We start from the raw sequence: 21,125 nt of genomic DNA on the forward strand, positions 1-21,125 counted from the left end.
GCGGGTGCGGCTCCTCGGTGGTTCGACGTTGGGAGAGCCCCCGCCTGCTCGACCTGGGCGAGGGCCACTCGGTGGAGGTGTAGTGCCCAGGTCGTCGTCCGGGCCGATCCCGATGGCCCACGGCTCGGCGGGTGACGGGGCGGAGGTGGCGATGACGTCCTCGCCGATCGATTCGGTGCCGGCCGCTTCGGGGCCCGGCCCCAGGGTGAGGACGGTTGGCACGTCGACGAGCGGAAGCAACGTGGCGGCCGTCGCGTACCGTTCGGCGTCCACGAGCAGGATGGCGGTGTCGACGCTCGTCGTGATCGAGGCGAGGGGCGGCGCGCTCATGCCGTACAGGCTCACCACCCGCGCCCCCGGGAGCCCCGCAGCGTTACGGGCGCCCCGCGCCTCGGCGGTGTTGCCCGTCAGCAGGGTCACGGTGGTGCCGCGGGCCGCGCCCCGGGCGACGAGTTCGTGGCGAGGCGGTAGGTGGCGGCGGTGAAGTCGCCGGCGATGATCACCGCGCCGTCGGCGGTGGTGATGGCCCGTCGGTCGGGGTCGGAGGCGAGGGATCGGAGGAGCAGGGCCGGGGCGCCGAAGAACGCAGCCGTGGCTGCGGTGGATCTCCACGGTGGTGGGGGTGCCGTCGAGGCGGAACGCGCCGGTCGTTGTGGCGGTGTCGACCCGGCGTCGGTCAACCCGTCACCCAGCTGCGCGGGTGGCTGAGGCGCTGGACTCAGGTTCCAGTGCCCGAAAGGGCGTGCCGGAGCTGCTCGGTGGTGATGAGCCCGGACAGCACGGTCTGCACGCGACCGGCCGCCGGGCTCACCGAGCCGGGTCGGTCACCGGGTGGCCGGTCGGAAGAGCCAGTGGAGCCTGGTGGAGCCGGTTCCGGGGCGGGTGACGGTGACCACGTCGACCGTCGTGCTCCGGCTGAGGTCGAGGTGGTCGTCGGGGTTGGTGTAGTTGGTCAGGAGCGTCCCGTTCGAACCGTCGGGGGTCTTGCACCACAGGTACCCGTCGTCGTTGGAGCGGAAATCGCCCATGGTGACGTAGTCGCCGTTCTGCGGATCCCGTGGGTGGGCCGCCGTCGAGTTGACGTACTGTCGGTCGTAGACCAGATAGAAGCAGTTGTCACTGCCGCTCGGCCCCGCGGAGATCGTGCTGAACTGCTGGCTGTTCCCATGGGAGTCCGGGGCCAGGTACACCGGGTAGGGCGCCGTTTCCAGGTCGTCGACCGAGAGCGCCTGCGAGGAGCCGGCGTCCGTCGTGACGATCTCGGTGAGGTTCGTGCCCTCACGGACGTCCTGGAAGAACCAGCGCTGGGCGGCCGAGCCGTCGTAGTCACGACCCACCACACCCAGGCCCGGGCCGAGGTCCGTGAGGAACTGCCTGGTGTGGTAGTTCCTCAGGGTGTAGGTGCCGTCGCGCTGGTAGGCCGGCACCCAGAGCTGGTCCACCGCCGCGTTCGGCCACAGCACCGTCCGCGCGTCGCGGGATCCGCCCTCCTGGCCCAGGTATCGGCCGGCGAAGGGCGCGTGCGGGTGGAACAGGCGGTAGTAGCCCTGGTGCTCCGGGTCGGCCGTCAGGCTGAACACCTGTGACGAGGGGTCGGTCCGGTTGATCGGCTGGTCGATGACCGCGTGGTCGGTCCTGCTGGTGGGGCCGACCACGTTGGTGGTGGCGGCGTTGCGCAGCAGGAACTGGTTCGGCCTGGCCGGCTCCGCCGTGTCCACGGCCGTCGGCCGGTTCGGCAGGTTGCTCACGGTGTACACGACGGGATAGTGGTCCGACGCGTCGAGGTTGCGCCGTTGGATCCCGGTGACGGCGGGCTGCACCTGGGCGCTGGGAACGACCGCGTAGTCGAGGACCCTCCGCTCGTCGGCTGCGATCCGGTCCACCGGGTGCGTGGGCAGGGTCTGGGCCTGAACGGTGAACGATGCGCCGACCGCGGTCTGCAGGTTGCCCGGGTCACGGTTGTAGTCGCCCAGCGCGATCCAGGGCAGGCCGGTGGGGGCCATCTGCTCCTGGATGTTGAGCAGGAGCTGCGGGTCGTCGCTGCCGTGGCTCCCCGAGCCTCCGTGCACCGAGTAGTAGACGACACCGTCGACGTTGATCCCGAGCGCGGGCCGGGAATCGCTCCGGTCACCGATCCGGCCCTCCCGGGTGGTGTACACGCTGTCCGCGGCGACCCGGGTACGGCTGAAGACGGCCATGTTGACCCGGCCCCACTGGCCGTCGCTGGTGTCCGTGCGCAGCCAGTACAGGTAGCCGGTCGTTCGGGTGGCGCTCCCGAGCCGGTACTCCCGGACCGGAATGGTGAAGCCGAGGTTGTCGACGTACCGGGTGTTGGCGGTGTGGATCTCCTGGATGAACGTGGCGCCGCCGGGCGGGGCGCCGGCCTCTTGCAGGGCGATGATGTCGGCCTGGCCGTCCAGCGCGCTGCGCCCGTACAGCCGGGGCAGGTCGTTGGTGTACCGGCTGCCGTTCGCCTCGGGGGTCAGCGCGCCCTGCATGTTCCAGGTGGCCACCTTGCGCTGGTAGTTGGTGCGCGGATCGAGCCCGCCGGTGTCCTGGAGGAACAGCGATGGCCGCTTGCCGGCGTCCAGGGGCACCACGCCCTCGCCGGTGTAGTCGAGGGTCTCCCGGCCGCCCCAGTCGGGGATGGCCTGGCCGTCCTGGCCCAGCGGCTGGAACCGGCTGGGCGCGCCGTTGGCGGAGCCGAACTGGTAGGCGGTGCCGCTCTGCGTGCCGTACGGCGCGTACGGCTCGTACGCGCCGCCGGGGGTGGTCTGCTTGACCATCGTGTTGTCGTAGAAGACGTTCTGCGGGCCTGAGGAACCCGACCACTTGACCGCCTTGGGGCCGGCCGCCCACCAGATCGGGTACCACGTCCCGTCGTCGACCTCGCCGCCCTCGCCGCCGCAGTTGGTCTGGCAGCTGCCCGATCGGTGGTCGTACGGGACCCGCAGCGTGTTCTGCTCGAACAGGTTGTTGTGCTCCCAGCCGCCGTGCAGGTTGAGGTCCGAGTCCAGGTCATTGCGGAAGGCGACGTTGCCGCTGGCCGACCACTGGAAGGTGAAGTGGCGCAGGTTGCGGCTGAGGTTGTAGGCGTACAGCGAATCCCAGACGCGGCTGCCGCGCAGGTAGCCGTTGCCGCCCTTGCCCTTGTTCCAGGCGCCGTCGAAACTGTTGCGCTCGATCTGGAGGTTGCGGGCGTCCTCGGTGACGATCGGGTGCGAGCCGGTCATCTCGGCCTTCAGCCCGCGCGCCCAGTCGTTGGCGGCCCACTTGAAGACGATGCCGTGCATCGCGTACTCGGGCGCCATGTTGCCGTAGTTGTGCACGGCCTGGGCGGGGGTCAGCTGGTAGGTGCCGCCGCCGAGCTTGGGCAGACCGTTCATGTCCTGGGTGAAGGCGAAGTGCTCGAAGCCGACGCCCTGGACCACCTTCAGCGGGGTGACCTTGCTCGCGTACGGCTTGTCACCGAGCCCGGGGGAGCCGTCCGAGGTGGAGTCGACCGGCAGGTCCCACTCCAGCGGGCGGTCCAGGATGACCGTCTTCGCCGCGGCGTCGATCGCGTTGACTCGGAACATCTGCTGCCGCATGTGGAGGTCGTCCATCTGGCTGCGGTCGGAGACGCCCTGCTGCTCGTAGAACTTGACGCTGTTGGCCGCGCCGACCCAGACGTAGCCGCCCAGGGAGAACTTCTTCATGTCGGCCTTGGCGTCCAACTGCACGACGCTCTGCCCCTGCCGGGCCGCCCAGCCGGGGTCGGCGGCCCGGGCGGCCACCTTGATGCCCGAGGCCCAGTGCTGGTTGACGCTGCCCTCGAAGATGTCCTTGCGGTTCGCCGGAGCGGCCGCCCAGTCGTCCTGGTAGCGCTCGGCGATGTCCCGGGTCTGGACGCGGAACAGCCCGCGGCCCGGCCACATCCAGCCGCCCGTGCCGACGTCGCTGCCGCTGCCCGCCTTCATGCTGTCCTGGTCCCAGCGGCCGTTGACCAGCGTGTCGTAGCGGGTGTTGACGTCGGGGCGGAACACCAGGCGGGTGCCACCGTCACCGGAGCCCTGTCCGCGCAGGACGAGGAAGTCGGCGTCCACGTAGATCTGCCGGGAGACATCGATCGAGCCGGCCGGCAGGGAGATGAGCGAGAGCCGGTCGAAGTTGGCGCCCGGCGAGCAGTTGGCTTTGATGTCGTCGATCGCGCGCTGCAGGCCGGTGGTGTCGTCGGCGCCGTCGTTCGCCCGTACGGAGTACTGGGAGGCGAGCCGGTCCGGGGTGATGCGGCAGGCGGCGTCGTTGGTCAGGTTGCCGTCGTCGGGCAGCGGCAGGCCGCCGCGGTAGCCCACGCGGGACCAGTCCGGCATGCCGGCGGGCGGGCCCGTCCGGTTGGCGTAGCTCAGGTCTGGCCCTTCCGCTCCGGGGCCGGCCGTCACCGCCGCGGGTGCCGCGGCCGAGGCGGGCGCCGCTGAGGCGAGCGCCGGCAAGGAGCTGGCGAGCAGCAGGCCGGACAGGAGCGCGGCCGCTGGCCGAAGACGTTTCATGTGACCTCTTTCCAGGTCATCGTGTGGGTTCCTGGTCTCGGGGCGAGGCGTCGGGAGACCGCACAGGAGCGCCCCCGGATCCTTGACGGGCGCCGGGGGCGGTGTGGTGAACGGGACGGATTCACCGAAGAGCCGCACCCTCGAACCGGACTCGGCTGCTACGGGCAGTAGAAGCGGAGGGAGGAGATCCTGTCGTTGAGGTAGTAGTGATCGGTTCCGGCGGCGTAGTCAGCCGTCCGACCCCAGTTCCACGACGGTGCGAAATCCAGGTCGGAAGGGTGGAGTTCCCCGGAGGGGTCGTCCCAGAACTCGATCTGGCACTGCGAGTTGTTCAGCCAGGACGACACCTGGTTGTCGGCCGGGTCCCCGTTCAGGAACTGGACGTTCGGGAGCCGCACGATTGCCCCATTGCCGCCGGCCGGGGGCGGAGTGACGATCGCCTTCGAGCCGGTGCCGCCACCGTTCTGGTAGAGGCAGAGCGCCCACCCCGGGCAGCCGTCGTACGGAGGGTTCGCTGCGGACGCCGGTGTTGCTGTGACGAGCAGCGTCGCCCCGGCGACCGCACTCGCGACAGCGGCAGTTGCCAGCTTGAACGATTTGAAGGCCACGGTGAAACCCGCTTTCAATGTCGGCCTGTGTCTCCGCTACAGGCTGGGTGACAGTGCTTACGCGCGCCGAGCCCCCGGGGGGCGGTCCGTCGCACAAGGAGACTGCGCCAAAGGGCGATGCGGAGACATCAGTCATATGACTGCGAACTTCCGTCGTGCGGGTCGTTCATGGCGGTCGCGTACGTTGACCGGGCGGTAGGCGGCCGGCACGAACGACAGCCGTGAGGGAAGCGGGGCGGGCCCGGGAAGGCGCTGGTTCCAGATCAATGTCTTGTCCAGGAGTTCGCGGCGACAGGTCTGTATCCACCTTTCCGTGATCGAGTTCATCCTTGGCGTCTGGATGCCTGAAGAGTGTCTTTATTGCCGTACGGTGGTTGACCTGGATCTTTTCGATCGCCCGAGTATGGGCATGATCTCTGATCGTGGGTCTGCGACTGCTCTACCTGATCTTCTGCCGACTCCTGGGCTGCCTCCTTGTGCTGGGTCGATCGACCGCTGCGAACAACGCTGAGATCCTTGCTCTCCGCCGTGAGGTCGCGGTGCTTCGCCGGTAGGTGGAGCGGCCGCGGCTCTCGTGGGCTGACCGTGCCGTGCTCTCTGCTCTCGCCCGGTACCTGCCACCCGTCTTACGTCGCAATCGGCTGGTCCCCCCGGGGCACCCTGCTGACCTGGCACCGTCGTCTGGTGAGCTGGAAATGGCGACAGAGACCAGCGAGGCCCGGTCGACCACCGTTACCGGAAGAGATAGTCATGCTCATCCAGCGCCTGGCGAGAGAGAACCCGACCTGGGCGTACGTCAGGGTCCAGGGCGAACTGCGACGGCTCGGTCATCGGGTCGCCGCCTCGACGGTGTGGGAGATCCTCAACACGGCCGGCGTCGACCCCGCGCCACGTCGCTCAGGCCCCACCTGGCGCGAGTTCCTTACCGCGCAAACCGAGGGCATCATCGCGGCAGACTTCTTTCACATCGACACCGCATTCGGCAGGCGTACGCGCTGGTGTTCCTTGAGCACGGCACCCGGCGGCTGGACATCACTTGGGTTACCGCCCACCCGACCCGGGACTGGGCGGTGCAGCAGGCGCGGAATCTCACCGCCGACCTGGGCATACGCATCGAGACCCTGCGCTTCTTGTTACGCGACCGCGATGGCAAGTACGGGGAGGCCTTCGACGCTGTCTTCCAGGCCGAGGAGATGGAGATCCTCGAAAGTGCGCCACAGGCTCCCTGTATGAACGCGCACTGCGAACGCATCATCGGCAGCATCCGACGCGAAGCCCTCGACCACGTCCTCATCATGAACGAGACCCACGCCCGCCACGTCCTCGCGGCCTACGAGCGGCACTACAACGAACACCGACCCCACCAGGCCCGCAACCAGCTATCACCCGACGCTGACGAACAACCCGCCGCAGCGCATGGCCTCAGCACCGGCAAAGCCCTGCGCACCCGGTCCTCGGCGGCCTCATCAATGAGTACAGCTATGCAGTATGACATGCAGCGATGACGTTTCGAGCGGCACAGGGTCTCCCTCGGGGAGACGTGCTGACTCCCGTGGTGCCTGCGTGGGTGTGAGCGGTCAGTCCGAGAGGAAGGCGCTCACCTGAGCGGCGAACTCCTTGGCGTGCTGGAAGAGGAAGGCGTGCCCGGCGTCGCTGTAGGCGACCAGGATGGCGTCGGTGACGTGCTGGACGGCGGTGTAGGAGGCCAGGGCGGGGATCATCGCGTCCTGCATGCCGGTGGCGTACAGAACGGGCTGCCGGATGGTCGCCAGGTCCGCGCGCACCTGCTCGAAGGGGATCGCCGCGTCCTTCTGGATCGCGGCGATCTGGCCCATGGCCGCCGCCTCGGACACGTCGGGGCGTCCGGTGGCCAGCCGGGTGGCCACCCTGGCGAGGTGCTCGTACCCGGCGGCGCGGCCGGTGTCCGTCTCGGGGAAGAACAGGAACACCAGGTCGTCCCCGGTGACCTCAGGCTTAGTCATGGTGGCCCCGACCGTCGGGTTCGGGTCGGGCGCGCCGGGCACCGTGCCGCCCGGATTGGCGGCAGCCACGATCAGCTTGCGCACCAGGTCGGGCCGTCGGCGGGTGATGTGCTGCGCGACGGTGCCGCCCAGCGTCCAGCCCAGCAGGTCCACCTCCGGCAGGCCGAGGGCCTCGATGAACTCGACGGTGCCGTCGGCCAGTCCCTCGACCGAGTCGCGCGGGGTGCCGGTGGTGTAGCCGGTGCCGACGTTGTCGAAGACGATCACGTCGTGGCCGGCGGCGAGGTGGTCCAGGAACTCGGGGTCCCACCAGTCGAGGGTCCCGCGGACCCGGTTCAGCAGGACCAGCGGGATGCCGCCCCGCGGGCCGATGCGCCGGTAGGTGAACGTCGCGGAGGGGCCGGTCACGGTGAGGTCCTCGGCCGCGTCTGCCAGACAGGTGCTCATGGCGGGCTTCGTTTTCCTGTCGCTGTGTCTCATGGGGGTCTGGTGGGATCGGGTCAGGCGGGCAGGTGGTTGAGCTTGCGCAGCTGCTGGTCGAAGATGCGGGAGGGGACGACGCGGCGCATGGTGCGGACACGTCCGGTCATGGCGCCGGCGGTGTAGTGCAGCTTCGGCTTGGAGTCGGTGGCCGCCGCGACGATCTCCTTGGCGACGACGGCGGGGTCGTCGCCGTCCTTGACCGCTTGGGCCATGTACTCCTCGAAGACGTCCCGCTGCTTGGCGTAGACGTCCAGGGGCCGGTCGGGCCGCACGCTGGCCGCGTCGAACGCGGTGTTGGTCCAGGCGGGTTCGACGAGCAGGGACCGCACGCCGTACTCGCGGACCTCGTGGTCGACGGACTCCGAGTAGCCCTCGACGGCGTGCTTGGATGCGGCGTAGACCGCCATGTAGGGCTGCGGCATGAAGCCGACGATGGACGAGATGTTGATGATCCGTCCGCTGCGCCGGGCACGCATGTGCGGCAGGACAGCGTTCGTCATCCGGATGACGCCGAAGACGTTGATGTCGAAGAGGCCCTGCGTCTGCGCGGCGGAGCTCTCCTCGGCGGCGCCCGCCGAGCCGATGCCGGCGTTGTTGACCAGGACGTCGACCTGCCCGAACCGGTCGATCACTTCGCCGACCGCTGCGGTCACCGACGCGTCGCTGGTCACGTCGAGGTCGAGGAAGGTCACGCCCTTCAGGGGGGGTGACATGCGTGGTGTTGCGGCTGGTGCCGACCACGTCGTAGCCCGCCGCGGCCAGCGCGAGCGCGGCTGCCTTTCCGATGCCGGAGGACGCACCCGTGATGAGGGCTACCGGTCGTGTTGTCGTCGCCATTTTGGACTCCTGACTCATGGGATCGCGTTTGCCTGTGGAGGGGATCGCTTCAGGCGTTCCCTCAATCGGTATCATTAATGTATCGGATTCGCCTGTAATGGCAACAGTAGAGCATCAATTAATCGTCTATCCGTAGCGTCAACGTATCCTCTACGGAGGATCAAGGGGCAGACTGACGCTGCCGGTACGGAGGATCAAGGGGCAGACTGACGCTGCCGGGCAGGGGTCATTCCAAGGTGCGGCCGACTCCATGGGGCAGACCCGCGGACGGCGGGCTGAGCTGCAACGACGTGTTGGGTCGAGCGGACACGCAGGCCGTCGCCGTGGCGGCCAGGACGACGCGCTGGATCTCAACAGCCGGCACACGCGCCGCCTGCCGTGGGGGTACCTCAACCGCCCACTGGACCCATGGCCTCGACGGCGGCGCAGTCGCAGTGATCGCAGGACGCGGCATCTGACATGCGGCGCGAGCCGTCGGTCCGAGTCGTCCGGGGCGCATCCGAAGGTGCGGAGCCGTTCGAAGCGGGCTGCGGCGGAGTTGCCGTGCATGCCGAGCCGAGCGGGAGCGTCGGACGGGGCCGTATCGATGTCCAACAGCGGTGCGAGCGGTATTCCGGCCGGCACGTGCGGAGCTTTTTCCGACAGGACGGCGAGGAGTCGTGCGGCGCCCGTCCGGTCGGCGCGTACCGCTGTGCCGTGGGCCGTCACCCGCGTGGCGGCGCAGATGTGAGCGAGTGGTCTGGGGTGCGCAGTCGTGACGCGGAGGGCTGCGATGCTGAGGGGAACCTCTCCGCGTGGCTCTGCCCCGCCGGGCTGGGCCCCGGCGGGGCAGTCTTGCTGATCGGCCGTCACCATGTTGTGGTGTCGGTGACCGTTTCGTGGTTGATGGGTTGTCAGTCGTCGAGGAAGGCGTTCACTTCGGCGCCGAACTTGGCGGCGTACTGGAAGAGGAACTCGTGGCCGGCGTGCGGGTAGATGCTGAGCTGGGCGTTGGGGAGGTACTTGGCCAGCAGGTGGGAGTTCTTGGGGGCATCAGGATGTCGCTGTCTCCGTCGGCGACCAGGGTGGGCTGGAAGAGGGCGTTTGAGTCGCACCAGCTTGGACTTGTCGGGGATGCCCCACTCGGACATGGCGGTGAGCTGCGCGTCGCGGGTTTGGAGGTTGGCGGGGGCGTCGTGGTCGGTGGTGCGTTGGCTGAGGCGCTGCAGGAACTCGGTTCCCGCGGCCTGGCTGGGTGCGGTGCTCTTGAAGAACGGGAAGAGGAAGTCAGGGCCAGGGTTGTCCGCCAGCGCGCTCGCCAGCACCTTGGGGTCGGACGCCCTCTGGTTGACCCCGCCCTGCGGGCCGGTGCCGGCCAGGACGACGCGACGGACCTGCCAGGGGCGGCGCAGGGCGACCTCCTGAGCCACCTGGCCGCCGAGGGAGAAGTCGAACAGGTCGTAGCGGGGCGGCTTGAGGGCGTCGATGAAGTCGATGGCGTCCAGGCTCACCTGCTGGATGGCGCTGGGTGTACTACCGGTGGAGCCGCCGACGCCGACGTTGTCCACGAGGATGACCTCGCGCTTGGCGGCGATGGTGTCGAGGTCGGAGGTCTTCTCCGGCGGAGGAGGCGGGATGCCGGTCGTAAGCGACGGTCGCGCAGATGTCCGCTCCGTCGGTGCGGCGCGATCCCTCACCCGTATCACTAACGTATCAACTATCTCTAGAATTGCAACGCTGGAGAATCAATTAACGAGATACCCGTAGCGTTCACGTATCCTCTACAAGGGACCGGGCAGCGAACCAGACAGGAGATAGACATGGGCCGAGCACTGCGGGCAGATGCCGAGCGCAGTGTGCGCGCGATTCTGGAGGCGGCCGAGCGGGTCTTCGCCCAGGACGCCGGCGCCTCCATGGAGCAGGTCGCCGAGGCGGCGGGGCTGACCAGGATCACCGTTCACCGCCGGTTCGCGAACCGGCAGGCGCTGCTGGAGGCGCTCGCCGTCTCCGCGAAGCAGCAGCTCGTCGACGCCATCGAGGAAGCCCGGCCGGACGCCGCTCCCGCACTCGTCGCGCTGCATCGTGTGACGGCGAACGTCCTGCGGGTCAAGAACACCTGGCGCTTCACACTCGGTCACGCCACGGCTCACACCCCCGCCGCAGCCGCCCTCTGGGACGAGATCAACACCCACACCGTCGATCTCATGAACCGGGCGCAGCGCGAGGGACTGCTCGCCCCGGACGCTGACATGGAGTGGACGCGGCAGGTGTACTACGCCCTCCTCAGCGAAGCCATCAACAGGCCCGGCGCGGAGCAGGAGCCTGCCGCACAGGACCCGGACGCACTGGCGACGCTCGTCATCGACACCCTCCTGCACGGCGCGGGGTCACGCGGCTGAGTCGCAACGACGTAATGCGGAATCCATCGATCGGCTGTCGGCGCCTCCGAAGCGTGTCAGCGGCGCTCATGCCGGTCCCCGGGTGGAAGACCTCGTGTGCCACGTAGCGTTTGAGGCACCGGGGACGATTTCACGTCGGTTCTTGCTTCCGCTGCGCGCCGTTCGCAGTAGTCCCGGGTACCAGAAGCTCCGGGGCCGCCCTGAGAACACATTCCGCGAAGTGGCAGTGACCTGGGCCTGAGAGTCCTTGCCTGTTCCGGTGAACATGGGCCCCATGGGCCGTCCGCTGCACCTTGACCGCACGCTCGACGAGTTGGACCCACCCCGGTGGGTGCCTCGTGCCGCTGACGCGACCCACTTGGTGCGCACAGTGCATGAGTTGCGGCGGGTGCCCCTGGGCGAACTCATTGAACGCGTGATCGGCAGCATCCGGCGCGAGGCCCTCGACCACATCCTGATCACGAACGAGGTCCACGCCCGACATGGCCTGGCCGCCTACCAGCGGCACTACAACACGCACCGCCCACATCGAAGCCGAAATCAGCTGTCTCCTGACGCCCACCAGCAGCCCACCACCCTGCGCGACCTTGATGCACGCAGACTCCTGCGCACACGCGTCCTCGGCGGCGTCATCAACGAGTACCGCTATGCCGCCTGCTCGGCAGCGATGACCTTTCGAGCCCGACAGGTGACACCGCCGCCGACGATGCGGTTGACGAGCTTGGCGACGATCAGCGGCGTGATGCAGTTGATACCGATGTTGCCCAGAAGTCGGCAGCATCCTGCGACGGCCACCTCGGCGTCCAAGCGCTTTCCAGCCGGTGAGGCGACCTCAATTGCCCGTGAGTGCACGGGGATTGACGTAGAAATCGCTTACCACCTACGGTCCTTCCGGAATTGCGGACATCTTTCGGTATTTCGAACGTCTGGCGTCGGTGCGCGCTACGAGAAGAAGGAGTCGAGGCAGGATGGGCACACAGCGAAGACTCAGCTGGAGGTCGCTTGCCGCGGCAACCACCATGGCACTCGCGGTCGGAGTGATCATCGCCCCCGCCGCCCACACCGCGGACGATCCCGTGGAGGTCGTGGTCGACGGGGGTGACGTTCGCGCCGACAACGTGAACGGTTTGACCTACAAGGGCCTCGGCGTGCTCAGCTGCAACAGCACGAGCAACCTGTTGATCGACTACAAGGCGGAGCATCCCGGCCGGTACTGGCAGCTCATCCGAGTGCTGTTCGGTGGAAGGGCCCCCCTGATCAACCATGTCAAGATCGAGATGGGTTCGGACACGAACACGTCGACCGGTTCCGATCCGGCGACCATGCGCACAGCGGACGAACTCGCCGACGCGTCGCGTTCCCCGGGCTTCCAACTGGCAGCGGACGCCAAGAAGGTCAACCCGAAGCTCAAGGTCTCGATTCTCCGCTGGGTCATGCCCCAATGGGTTCAGAACGAATGGAACAAGGGCACCGGCGCCGACGAGATGTACAAGTGGTACAAGGAGACGATCCTTGACGCCTACGAGAAATACGGGTACATGGTCGACTATGTCGACCCGGACACGAACGAGACGCGGGATCCGGACGAGGCCTTCATCAAGTGGTACAAGAACGCGATTCTGACCGACACGGACTTCGCTGATCCCCGCTACGGCATCCCGGCGGCGAAGCGGGAGAAGGCCGAGAAGGCCTATCACAACATCAAGATCATCGCCGCCGACGAGAACAACACGCTCAATATCGGGCCGTCCATGCTCAGCGATGCGGAACTCTTCGGCATCGTCGACGCGGTCGGCTACCACTACACCACCGAGGACCGGCACGACGGGCCGGTCGGCAGCGACACCAATCTGCCGTACACCAGGCTGGCGACCGGTGAGAACAAGTACGACGAGGACAAGGAAGTCTGGTACAGCGAGGGAACCGCCTCCTTCGGCTACACCGACTACCGCGTCAACAACACCGAGGGCGCGAACGGAGCGAGCACCGGCATCGGCGGCGTCCAAAGCGCCCTCGATCTCGCGAACCGCTCTGTCAAGAGCTACGCCAACTCGAAGCGGACGCACTACATCTTCCAGCCGGCGATCGGCTCCTTCTACGAAGGCGCGCAGTACAGCCACAAGGAACTCGTCAGCGCGCGTGACCCGTGGTCGGGCTATCTCCACTACGACGCGGCCCTCTATGTGATGCAGCACTTCACCCAGTTCGCGAGGACTGGCTGGGAGAACGACACGAACACGGCGGGCATCTGGCGCACCGTGCCGGAGGCCAGTTACAGCGGGGTGAGCGGCACCGTCGACCTCGACGGCTCCAACGGGGCCCCCAGTTATATGACGCTCGCGGATCCCCGTAAGAAGGATTTCTCGACGATCGTCGTCAACGACAGCTACCAGCCCAAGTCCTACCGGATCAAAGCCGAGAACATGCGACTCGGTTCCGACCCGACCATGGAGATCTGGGAAACCCGCGGACCGGACGCGGGCCGGCCCTACGACGCGAACTTCAAGCGCCTCGCAGGCGAGATCCGGCCCGGCGGTGACGGGTATTACACCTACACGGTCAAGCCGCGGTCGATCGTGACCTTGACGACGCTCGACAAGAGCCACGACAAGGCGACGAAGCAACGCCTGCCCGAGTCCCGGGACCGTACGGTGCTGGACACCGACGCGACCGGCAAGAAGCACAACACCCGCGACAACGTCCTGTACGCCGACGACTTCGGGTACGAGGAGGAGGGCAAGGTCCAGGTCGGCACCGGCAACGGCGCGCACAAGGCGTCCCAGCCCTACCTGAGGTCGCGCGGCAATCAGCCTCGCTACATGGTCGACCAGACCGGCGCCTGGGAGGTCGGTGAGGACGCCAGCGGCAACAATGTCCTGTACCAGTACATGGACCAGTCCATGAAGGACACCGGCGCCTGGAACCGCAACACCCCGAACACGACGGTCGGCGACTTCCGCTGGGAGAACTACCGGGCCACGGTCGACGTCTCGTTCCCGGACCCGGACGGCGGACTCGCCGCCCTGGGCGTCCGTCAGCAGAAGGGCATGGCGATCAGCGACGCCGCCTACAACGTGCGCATCGGACCGGCCGGCGCCTGGACGTTCTACGAATACGGCACGGCCGTCGCGTCGGGAACGGTCGCCGCATCCGACAGCTACCGCCTCGCCATCGAGGCGAAGGGCGCGACGATCACGACCTACATCGACGGCAAAGCCGTCTCCACATACCAGGACCCGACTCCGCAGACCGAAGGCCGCGTCAAGCTCGGAACCGGCTTCCACAAGACGGCGTTCGACAACCTGAAGGTCGAGAAGATCGACGGGTACGCGCCCTACGCCCGCGCGCAGCTCGACAACATGGACAGCTCGGTCACATACGACGGGACGTGGAACAGGAACGCCGCCCTCGGCGACGCGATGGACTGGTACCGGTCGACGTCGACCAGCACGACCGCCGGCGCGTCGTTCACCGTCCCGTTCACCGGCACGGGCATCGATGTCATCGGCGGCAACAACGGCACCGCCGTCCTCGACGTCTACGTCGACGGAAAGCTGATCGCACGGGACGCGAAGACGGCCGTGACCGACAAGCGTCTCGCGACGTACGCGCTCCGCGGTCTGCCCGACGGCGCGCACACGGCGAGGTTCGTCCTCAAGTCCGGAAAGATCGTTCTCGACGCGTTCAACGCCATCTCCGGGGACGTGGACAGTACGGTGGACACGACACCGATCCGGGGCGCCCTGGAGAAGATCGGACGTCCGGCGCGAGCGGACTACACGGCCGGCTCCTGGGCCCTGTTCGACTCCGCGTCGTCGGCGGCGAAGGCTGCCGTGGCGGGACAGAAGGGCCTTGACGCCATCGGCGTCGAGCAGATCACGGACAGGCTCGAAGAGGCTCACGACCGGCTGGTGCGCAAGGACGGCACCGCCGCCCAGTAGGCGCCCTGGACCCGCAGGCCCAGGGCGTTCACCGTCAATGATCAAGGGGCCGTATCGGATTCCTCCATACGGCCCCTTGCATGGGCGATCGGCGAGAGGGACGCTGCGCTTGCCGAACACTCGTCTGTGCAGGTCACGCGGCATGTTTGTATTCGTGAAGGATGCCTGAAGGGTGTCAATAGTCCGATCAGGCTGCAAGCCAGAGGTGGCATGTCGAATGCACCCACGCCTGGCAGAAACGCCTTCCGCCGCCTCGCCCGCTGCTACGAGCGGCGCACCACCGTCATCGACGCCCTCTTCGACCTGGCGACACCATCATCACCGTCCGCGCCCTGATCCGGCGGGCATGGACCACCCACCGCTGGGACGAACGCCCGAACCGCCGCCCATGAGCACCCCTATCCGCGCAACTTATGTCTCATCGACGTCAGGGCGCGACGTTCCGGTCCTGCATGCACCAGTGTCTGCTTGAGCGCCACGCTATCGCCGCTGCTATGGAAACCGCTGCGAGCGCCGCCCAGCCGAGCGTTCGAACTCCGGCGATGGCAAGCACAGCGCCACCAGTCAGGGCACCTCCACCGATTCCCAGATTGAAGGCGGCGACGTACCAGGACGAGGCTGTGTCGTGAGCTGTGCCGGCGATGCGCAGAACTGTCGTCTGCAAGCACACCGGTGCGGCTGCGAAGGCCATCCCCCAGACGACGACAGCCGCCACGGTGACGGGCGTCAGCGAAGCTCCGAATGCCAACAGGCCGATCGCCAGCGCCATCGCTCCAGTGGTCCCGAATATGGCGGCAGACGGCGCGCGGTCCACCCAGAGACCCGCAAGCCACGTGCCGCCGAGCCCTGTTACGCCGTACGTCGCCAGGAGCGCGCTCACTCCGGCGCCGTCCGGTATCCCCGTGCTGTGGAGCAGTGGGGTGACATAGCTGTACAGCGTGAAGTGCCCAAGCACGAGCACCATCGTGGTCAGCACCAACGGAAGGAGGCCGGGCAGGCACAGTGCATGAGGGCCTCGGCCGGCTTGTTGTGGATTTCCTGGAACCGCCGGAAGCACCCTCATGGCCACTGTCAGCACCAGCAGCGCGGCGAAGGCCACCAGCCAGAAGGCTGCTCGCCAGCCCACAGTGCCGCCCAGCGCAGCGGTCAGGGGCACGCCGAGGACCAGTGCTCCCGAGTTCCCGGCGAAGACGACGGCCGTTGCTCTGCCCGGTCGCTCCGTAGGGGCGAGGGCTGCGGCGTAACCGGCCACGATGGACCAGAACACGCCGTGCGCGGCACCGCAGACGAGCCGGGCAACAGCCAGCAGCGCGAAGTTCGTCGCCGCACCGGAGAGGACCGCGCCCACGGCGAAGATCCCCACGACCGCGAGAAGGAGGCGCTTCCTCGGCCAGCTCGCGGTCCAAGAGGTCAACGCTGTCGCAGTCATTGCCACCGTGAAGGCATAGGCCGTGAGCAGCGTCCCCGTCTGGGACTCGGACACCTCCAGACTCGTGCTGATCGCGGACAGCAACCCGACAGGGAGCATCTCCGTGGTGACCACGATGAAGGTGGCCAGGGCAAGGACCGCCAGGCCGCCGCGGTGCTCTCCCGTGGGAACACGCGGCGCGACGGGCTGGCCGTGCCGGTTCTTGGTGGTCATGCGGAAATAGGGCCAAGAGACGCCACGAAACGGCGTACGTGGCCGAGCCAGAGCGCCCGGTTGTCCGCGTCGAGAATGTGTCCTGCTCCGGGCAGTTCGATCAGCGTGGCCCCCTGGATTCCCGCAGCGAGGCGGCGGGAACTCTCCGGAAGCACCAGACGGTCTCCCGTCGGCGCGAACACGAGGGCGGGGGCCGTCACGCCGGTGAGGTCGCCGCGGACGTCCACGCGGGAGACAAGGTCGAAGTGGTCGAGCATGCCGGGAGGCATCGACGCCTTCACCTGCGCCACCGCCTCCTCCACCTCGGTCGGCGACAGCCCGTTCAACTGGCTCTCGGACAGGCACGCCAGGAAAGCCAGCCGGGCCACCTCCTCCCACTCACCCGCCTTGCCGAGAAGGGCGATCAGTTGGGAGGCGTGTGCGAGGACCGGATCGGCCACGGGAAACCCTGCCGTGAGCACCAGTCCTGTCACCCGTTCGGGATGGCGGGTCGCGGCGCGCACCGCGATGGCAGTTCCCAGGGACTCCCCGAGGATGACGAACGTCTCGTGCCCGCGCGCCACAGCGGAGGCGACAAGGGCGTCTGCGAGCTCGTCGGGATCGAGCGGTTCCGTTGCGACCGGTGTGCCGCCCGCTCCTGGGTAATGCGGACCGATCAGCGTGTGGTCCCGCGCAAGGTCGTCGAGCACCAGCCCGAAGTTGCCTTCGATACCGCCGCCGGCACCGTGCGCCAGCAGCAGGGCAGGGCCGCTGCCCTGCACGTACACATCAAGATTCCGTTCAAGAACGGCCTGTTCAGCGCTCATGGAGACGACGCTAAACTCCGACACCGGTGTCAGAGTCAAGTCGCCGGGAGAGGCAGCACCCCATGCGTATGAAGGAGATGGTCCAGCGGACTGGAGTGCACGAACGACTCCTGCGCTACTACGAACAGCAGGGGCTGCTCGCCCCGACCCGACTTCCCAGCGGATACCGGGAGTACAGCGATGCAGACGTGGAGGCAGTGCGCCGTATCCGCAGCCTCCTGACGGCCGGTCTGTCCACCACCGTGATCGCTCAAGTCCTGCCCTGTGTCGCCGACGACAGCGACCGCCTGGTCCCTACGTGTCCGGACCTGGTCCGCCGGCTCCAAGGCGAACGGCAGCGGATGACACAGGAGATCGAGGCTCTTCAGGCATCGCGGGCCATGCTGGACACGGTGCTCAACGCAGCTCCGTCAGCCCTCGCGAGCGAACACCTACAGGGGGTGTAGCACCCTCCCCGGCAGCCGCTTGATCTGCTCGGAATAGCCGGTCTGCCGGCCCGGATGAACTCCGCCAGGGCCCCGAAGACGTGGAAGACCAGGCGCCCGCCGGGCGTGGTCGTGTCGAGCGCCTCGTGCAGCGAGGTGAATCCGATGCCGCGCTTGCGCAGGCCGGACACGATCGCGATGAGGTCCTGGATGGAGCGGCCGAGCCGGTCTAGCGACGGGACGACGAGTGTGTCGCCCTCGCGGAGGAAATCGAGAGCCTTCCACAGCTCCTCGCGTTCGCGTTCTTGCCGGACTTCTTGTCGGCGAAGATCCGGATGCACCCTGCTTCCGTGAGTGCGTAGATCTGCCGGTCGAGCAACTGTCCTTTGGCGGACATGCGTGCGTATCCCACGAGGCCGCCGGTCCATACGGCCGGAACGGGGGCGAGGAGATCAGCGGTGTCGTCGTCCTGGGGGCGGCCGCACCCGCCAGACCGTACAGAAGAGGGTGCTGCTCAAGTTCTTGAGCACATCGAGTTTCTGACACCAATTATGCGCATGATCCGCCGTCGATCCGGTCGCGATCCCTCGCTTACCGATCTTGCTCATCAATCGGTTGATAGATCAACATGCGTGCATGCCTTGTGCCCGTGGCATTATTGGATTCGGGGGCGCAGGGTTTGTTCGAGGGTCTCTCTACTCTGGAAGTGGAGGGCGGTCCAGCCTGCGGCGCGTGCTGCGTCGGTGTTGGCTGCGCTGTCATCGATGAAGAGGATGTCGTCCGGGTAGGCGCCCAATTGTCTCGCGGCGGCGCCGAAGGCGGCCAGGGCGGGCTTTAGGTGGCCGAGGCGGTGGCTGAACAACAGGTGGTCGAAGCAGTCGAACATCGTGGAGTACAGCCGAAGCAGTGCCTCCTGCTCCAGCGGGCCGTTGTTGGTGAACAGCGCCAAGGGCCGGGAGCCGCGGTGGCGTTCCAGTGTTTCCAGAACGGCGTAGTCGGGCCGGAAGGCGCTGCACCAGGCAGCGTCGAGGTCATCGTCGCTGCCGGTGAAGCCGGTGGCAGTCCGAATACGGTCCCGGATCTCCGCCGCGTGCGGGTACTTGCCCGAATCGCAGTCGGCGCTGAACCCGGACCGCCACAGCAACACGTCGATTCGATCTGCGGGGAGCGCAAAGACATCGGCCAGGCGTTGCAGGCGATGGGCGTGGTCGAAGTGGAACAGCACGCCGCCGAGGTCGACGACCAGGTGTTGAGGACTCATGTGGTGACCTCCCGCGCCGCGGCTCGGATTTCGTCGAGCAGGACGGTCAGGTCGTCCTTCGTGGTGCCTGGGTGGAGGACACAGGCGCGCAGGGCTGCGGCACCCGAGATCCGCGTGCCGGTGAGGAAGGCGTGCCCACGGCGCTGCACGGCGGCCGGGATCGCCTCGTTCAGTGCTTCCGCGCGGTCTGTGTCGAGGTCCGGTGGGCGGTGGCGGAACGCGGTGATGGAAGTGACTGCCGGGGCGAGCAGCTCGAAGTCGTCGGAAGCTTCGATCAACTCGGCGAGCGTGCGCGCGAGCCTAGTGGTGTGCTGTACCAGGTGAACGATGCCGTCCCGGCCGAGGTGGGCGATCGTGGCCCACACGCGCAGCGCGCGGAACGGGCGGGTCTGTTCGGGGCCGTACTCGGAGAACCAGCCCAGCTCCCCGGCGTCCTCGTCGCGCAGGTAGGGGGGAACCAGGCTGAAGGCGTCGCGCGGGCCGGCCGGTTCACGGAAGAGGATGCAGCCGGCATCGATGGGGACGCCGAGCCACTTGTGCGGGTCCAGAGCCAGAGAGTCCGCCTGTTCCAGTCCGGTATAGCCAGGGGCGGCGTCGTCGGCGAGGATGCCGAGCGCGCCGTAGGCGCCGTCGATGTGGAACCACAGTCCGTGCTCGCGGGCGATCGCGGCGATGCCATCCAGGGGGTCGACGGCTCCGGTGTTGACCGTTCCCGCGCTGGCGGCAACGAAGAACGGCCGCACGCCAGCTCGCTGGTCAGCCGCGATCAGACGGCGCAGCTCGCCGGTGTCCATGCGGAAAGCCGAGTCGACCGGGACGGTGCGGAGGTACCGGGTGCCCAGGCCAAGGAGTTCTGCCGCTTTGCGCAGGCAGCTGTGCGCCTCGGCGGACACGTAGAGCGCCATCGGGCGATGCCCGTACAGGCCCGTCTCGCGCACGTCGTGGCCCTGGTCGCGGAACGCCTGGTGGCGGGCCGTGGCTAGTGCCGCGATGGTGGCCAGGGAGGCTCCGCTGGTCAGCAGCCCGGCCCCCGGGGGGTGGGGGAATCCCACCAGCTCCGCCAGCCACCGCACGGCGGTGCGCTCCAGCAGAACGCCAGTGTGGTCTCCGCCCGCGCAGCTGGGGTTCATGGCCGCGGCCAGGGGGGCCACCAGGACGCCGGCGGGGGACGGCGGGGAGTTGACCCAGCCGAAGAACCGGGGATGCCCGTTGCCCATGGGATACGGCAGGATCCGGTCGCGCACCTCGTCCAGTAGGCCCGCCAGCGGGCGGCCGTCGGCGGGCAGTGGCTGGCGGGTAAGCCACGTGCGGTCCGCCTCGGACACCGGCCGCCACACCGGCCCCCCGGCCACGCCCGTCAGGTGATCGGCTGCGAGGTCCGCCACCGAACGGGCTGCTCTCCGCAGGTCATGCATCGTGCCCTCCCGACACGCGGTGGAGCTGGGAGTCGACTGCCGGGGCCAGTGCCATAGCCAGGTAGTACACGCACGAGTCGGCAAAATCGTTGGCGAAGGCGTGCCGGCGGTTGCCGGGGAAATAGGCAGCGTCCCCGGCCTCAAGCCGGTGGGTCACACCGTCGATGGTCAGGCGCAGACACCCTTGTTCCACTGCCACGTACTCGTGCGATCCCGGCGCGTGCGGGGAGAACTCTCCTGCGTCCACACCCGGTTCCAAGGTGGTGCGCATGAACTCGAATTCGATGTCCGGCAAGACCGGGGAAAGGATCCGCCGTTCCCACCCGGCGGGGTCCCGTACCACCTGCTGCCGGTCACCGGCCAGAACCACAACGTCCAGGCGCAACGGTTCGTCCAGGAGTCGAGCGATCGAGGTGCCCAGTGCGGTCGCCAGGCGGTCGAGAACCAGCACGCTTGGCGTCTTCGTGCCGCGTTCCACCTCGGACACCATGCTCTGGCTCACGCCGCTCAGCTTGGCGAGCCGCTCCAGGCTGATGCTTCGAGCCCGTCGCTCGCCTCGGATCCTGGCCCCCAGCTCGGCAATGGACAGACCGCTGGAGAAAGTGCTGCCGTCGCTCATAGTTCGCCACTATAGCGGAGGCTATCCACTATTGAGTGGATCGGGCGCCGCGGTGACACCGCCCGGGTGGGACGGTTGACCGTCACACACGTCGGGCGTTTCCTTCCCGCACCAGGCAGAACTTCCTCGAGGCCTCGGGAACGTCCAAAGTCGGCAACTGAGAGCGCTGAACCCCACCTTCCCGAGGGTGCACACGAAC

At 67.8% G+C, this 21,125-nt stretch carries 15 protein-coding genes and 4 pseudogenes; 6 read left to right on the forward strand and 13 right to left on the reverse strand.

The window, feature by feature from the left end; translation table 11 throughout:
• Positions 1-416: 416 nt before the first annotated feature.
• From EEJ42_RS50300 to EEJ42_RS18335, 3 genes are all read right to left on the reverse strand, one after another.
• Positions 417-680: a hypothetical protein gene (locus EEJ42_RS50300; protein ID WP_148081987.1), complete on the reverse strand. Its 264-nt coding sequence runs from the start codon at positions 678-680 to the stop codon at positions 417-419.
• Between the two features lie 144 nt (positions 681-824).
• Positions 825-4,529 (reverse strand): RICIN domain-containing protein, encoded by a 3,705-nt coding sequence (locus tag EEJ42_RS18330; RefSeq protein ID WP_123101000.1) that lies wholly within the window; start codon positions 4,527-4,529, stop codon positions 825-827.
• Positions 4,530-4,687: 158 nt separating this feature from the next.
• Positions 4,688-5,137, reverse strand: a complete 450-nt coding sequence (locus EEJ42_RS18335) for a peptidase inhibitor family I36 protein (protein ID WP_184503150.1) — start codon at positions 5,135-5,137, stop codon at positions 4,688-4,690.
• A 998-nt stretch (positions 5,138-6,135) separates the two neighbouring features.
• Here EEJ42_RS18335 and EEJ42_RS54225 point away from each other — a divergent pair.
• On the forward strand, positions 6,136-6,642 hold the full coding sequence (locus tag EEJ42_RS54225) for an integrase core domain-containing protein (protein WP_342778297.1): 507 nt from the start codon (positions 6,136-6,138) through the stop codon (positions 6,640-6,642).
• A 72-nt stretch (positions 6,643-6,714) separates the two neighbouring features.
• Here EEJ42_RS54225 and EEJ42_RS18355 read toward each other — a convergent pair whose 3' ends face one another.
• The 3 genes and pseudogenes from EEJ42_RS18355 to EEJ42_RS18365 form a co-directional block, all read right to left on the reverse strand.
• A complete protein-coding gene (locus EEJ42_RS18355) occupies positions 6,715-7,566 on the reverse strand; it encodes an alpha/beta fold hydrolase (RefSeq protein WP_123101003.1) in 852 nt (283 codons plus the stop codon).
• 53 nt (positions 7,567-7,619) lie between these two features.
• A pseudogene (locus EEJ42_RS18360) lies at positions 7,620-8,439 on the reverse strand (oxidoreductase).
• Positions 8,440-9,332: 893 nt separating this feature from the next.
• On the reverse strand, positions 9,333-10,115 hold the full coding sequence (locus EEJ42_RS18365) for an alpha/beta fold hydrolase (protein ID WP_246096882.1): 783 nt from the start codon (positions 10,113-10,115) through the stop codon (positions 9,333-9,335).
• A 123-nt stretch (positions 10,116-10,238) separates the two neighbouring features.
• Here EEJ42_RS18365 and EEJ42_RS18370 point away from each other — a divergent pair, with 123 nt between their 5' ends.
• Positions 10,239-10,817, forward strand: coding sequence for a TetR/AcrR family transcriptional regulator (locus EEJ42_RS18370; RefSeq protein ID WP_123101005.1), 579 nt, complete (start codon positions 10,239-10,241; stop codon positions 10,815-10,817).
• A 274-nt stretch (positions 10,818-11,091) separates the two neighbouring features.
• Positions 11,092-11,358, forward strand: a pseudogene (locus EEJ42_RS54230) (integrase core domain-containing protein); the annotation flags it as partial.
• 104 nt (positions 11,359-11,462) lie between these two features.
• Here EEJ42_RS54230 and EEJ42_RS50945 read toward each other — a convergent pair.
• Positions 11,463-11,624: a hypothetical protein gene (locus EEJ42_RS50945; protein WP_184503159.1), complete on the reverse strand. Its 162-nt coding sequence runs from the start codon at positions 11,622-11,624 to the stop codon at positions 11,463-11,465.
• Positions 11,625-11,785: 161 nt separating this feature from the next.
• Here EEJ42_RS50945 and EEJ42_RS18385 point away from each other — a divergent pair, with 161 nt between their 5' ends.
• Positions 11,786-14,758, forward strand: a complete 2,973-nt coding sequence (locus EEJ42_RS18385; protein ID WP_123101006.1) for a GH59 galactosidase — start codon at positions 11,786-11,788, stop codon at positions 14,756-14,758.
• Between the two features lie 194 nt (positions 14,759-14,952).
• Positions 14,953-15,150: pseudogene (locus EEJ42_RS18390) on the forward strand (IS5/IS1182 family transposase); the annotation flags it as partial.
• A 35-nt stretch (positions 15,151-15,185) separates the two neighbouring features.
• On the opposite strand, the gene EEJ42_RS18395 reads toward EEJ42_RS18390, so the two are convergent.
• Positions 15,186-16,400 carry an MFS transporter gene (locus tag EEJ42_RS18395; RefSeq protein WP_123101007.1) on the reverse strand — a complete coding sequence of 405 codons (1,215 nt, stop codon included), beginning with the start codon at positions 16,398-16,400 and terminating at the stop codon, positions 15,186-15,188.
• Entirely contained in the window at positions 16,397-17,206 is an 810-nt protein-coding gene (locus EEJ42_RS18400) for an alpha/beta fold hydrolase (RefSeq protein ID WP_123101038.1), read from the reverse strand. The genes EEJ42_RS18395 and EEJ42_RS18400 overlap by 4 nt, the downstream gene beginning before the upstream one ends.
• A 62-nt stretch (positions 17,207-17,268) precedes the next feature.
• On the opposite strand from EEJ42_RS18400, the gene EEJ42_RS18405 reads away from it, so the two are divergent.
• Positions 17,269-17,652, forward strand: a complete 384-nt coding sequence (locus EEJ42_RS18405) for a MerR family transcriptional regulator (RefSeq protein ID WP_123101008.1) — start codon at positions 17,269-17,271, stop codon at positions 17,650-17,652.
• Here EEJ42_RS18405 and EEJ42_RS18410 read toward each other — a convergent pair.
• The 4 genes and pseudogenes from EEJ42_RS18410 to EEJ42_RS18425 form a co-directional block, all read right to left on the reverse strand.
• A pseudogene (locus tag EEJ42_RS18410) lies at positions 17,571-18,028 on the reverse strand (recombinase family protein). The gene EEJ42_RS18405 and the pseudogene EEJ42_RS18410 sit on opposite strands and share 82 nt — an antisense overlap.
• Positions 18,029-18,286: 258 nt before the next feature.
• Entirely contained in the window at positions 18,287-18,892 is a 606-nt protein-coding gene (locus EEJ42_RS18415) for an HAD-IA family hydrolase (protein WP_123101009.1), read from the reverse strand.
• Positions 18,889-20,307: a pyridoxal phosphate-dependent decarboxylase family protein gene (locus EEJ42_RS18420; RefSeq protein ID WP_123101010.1), complete on the reverse strand. Its 1,419-nt coding sequence runs from the start codon at positions 20,305-20,307 to the stop codon at positions 18,889-18,891. The genes EEJ42_RS18415 and EEJ42_RS18420 overlap by 4 nt, the downstream gene beginning before the upstream one ends.
• Positions 20,300-20,926: a helix-turn-helix domain-containing protein gene (locus tag EEJ42_RS18425; RefSeq protein WP_123101011.1), complete on the reverse strand. Its 627-nt coding sequence runs from the start codon at positions 20,924-20,926 to the stop codon at positions 20,300-20,302. Before EEJ42_RS18425 ends, EEJ42_RS18420 begins: the two co-directional genes overlap by 8 nt.
• Positions 20,927-21,125 lie beyond the last annotated feature (199 nt).

Origin of the sequence: Streptomyces botrytidirepellens (assembly GCF_003721215.1) — a bacterium.
Classification (GTDB): Bacteria; Actinomycetota; Actinomycetes; order Streptomycetales; family Streptomycetaceae; genus Streptomyces; species Streptomyces himastatinicus.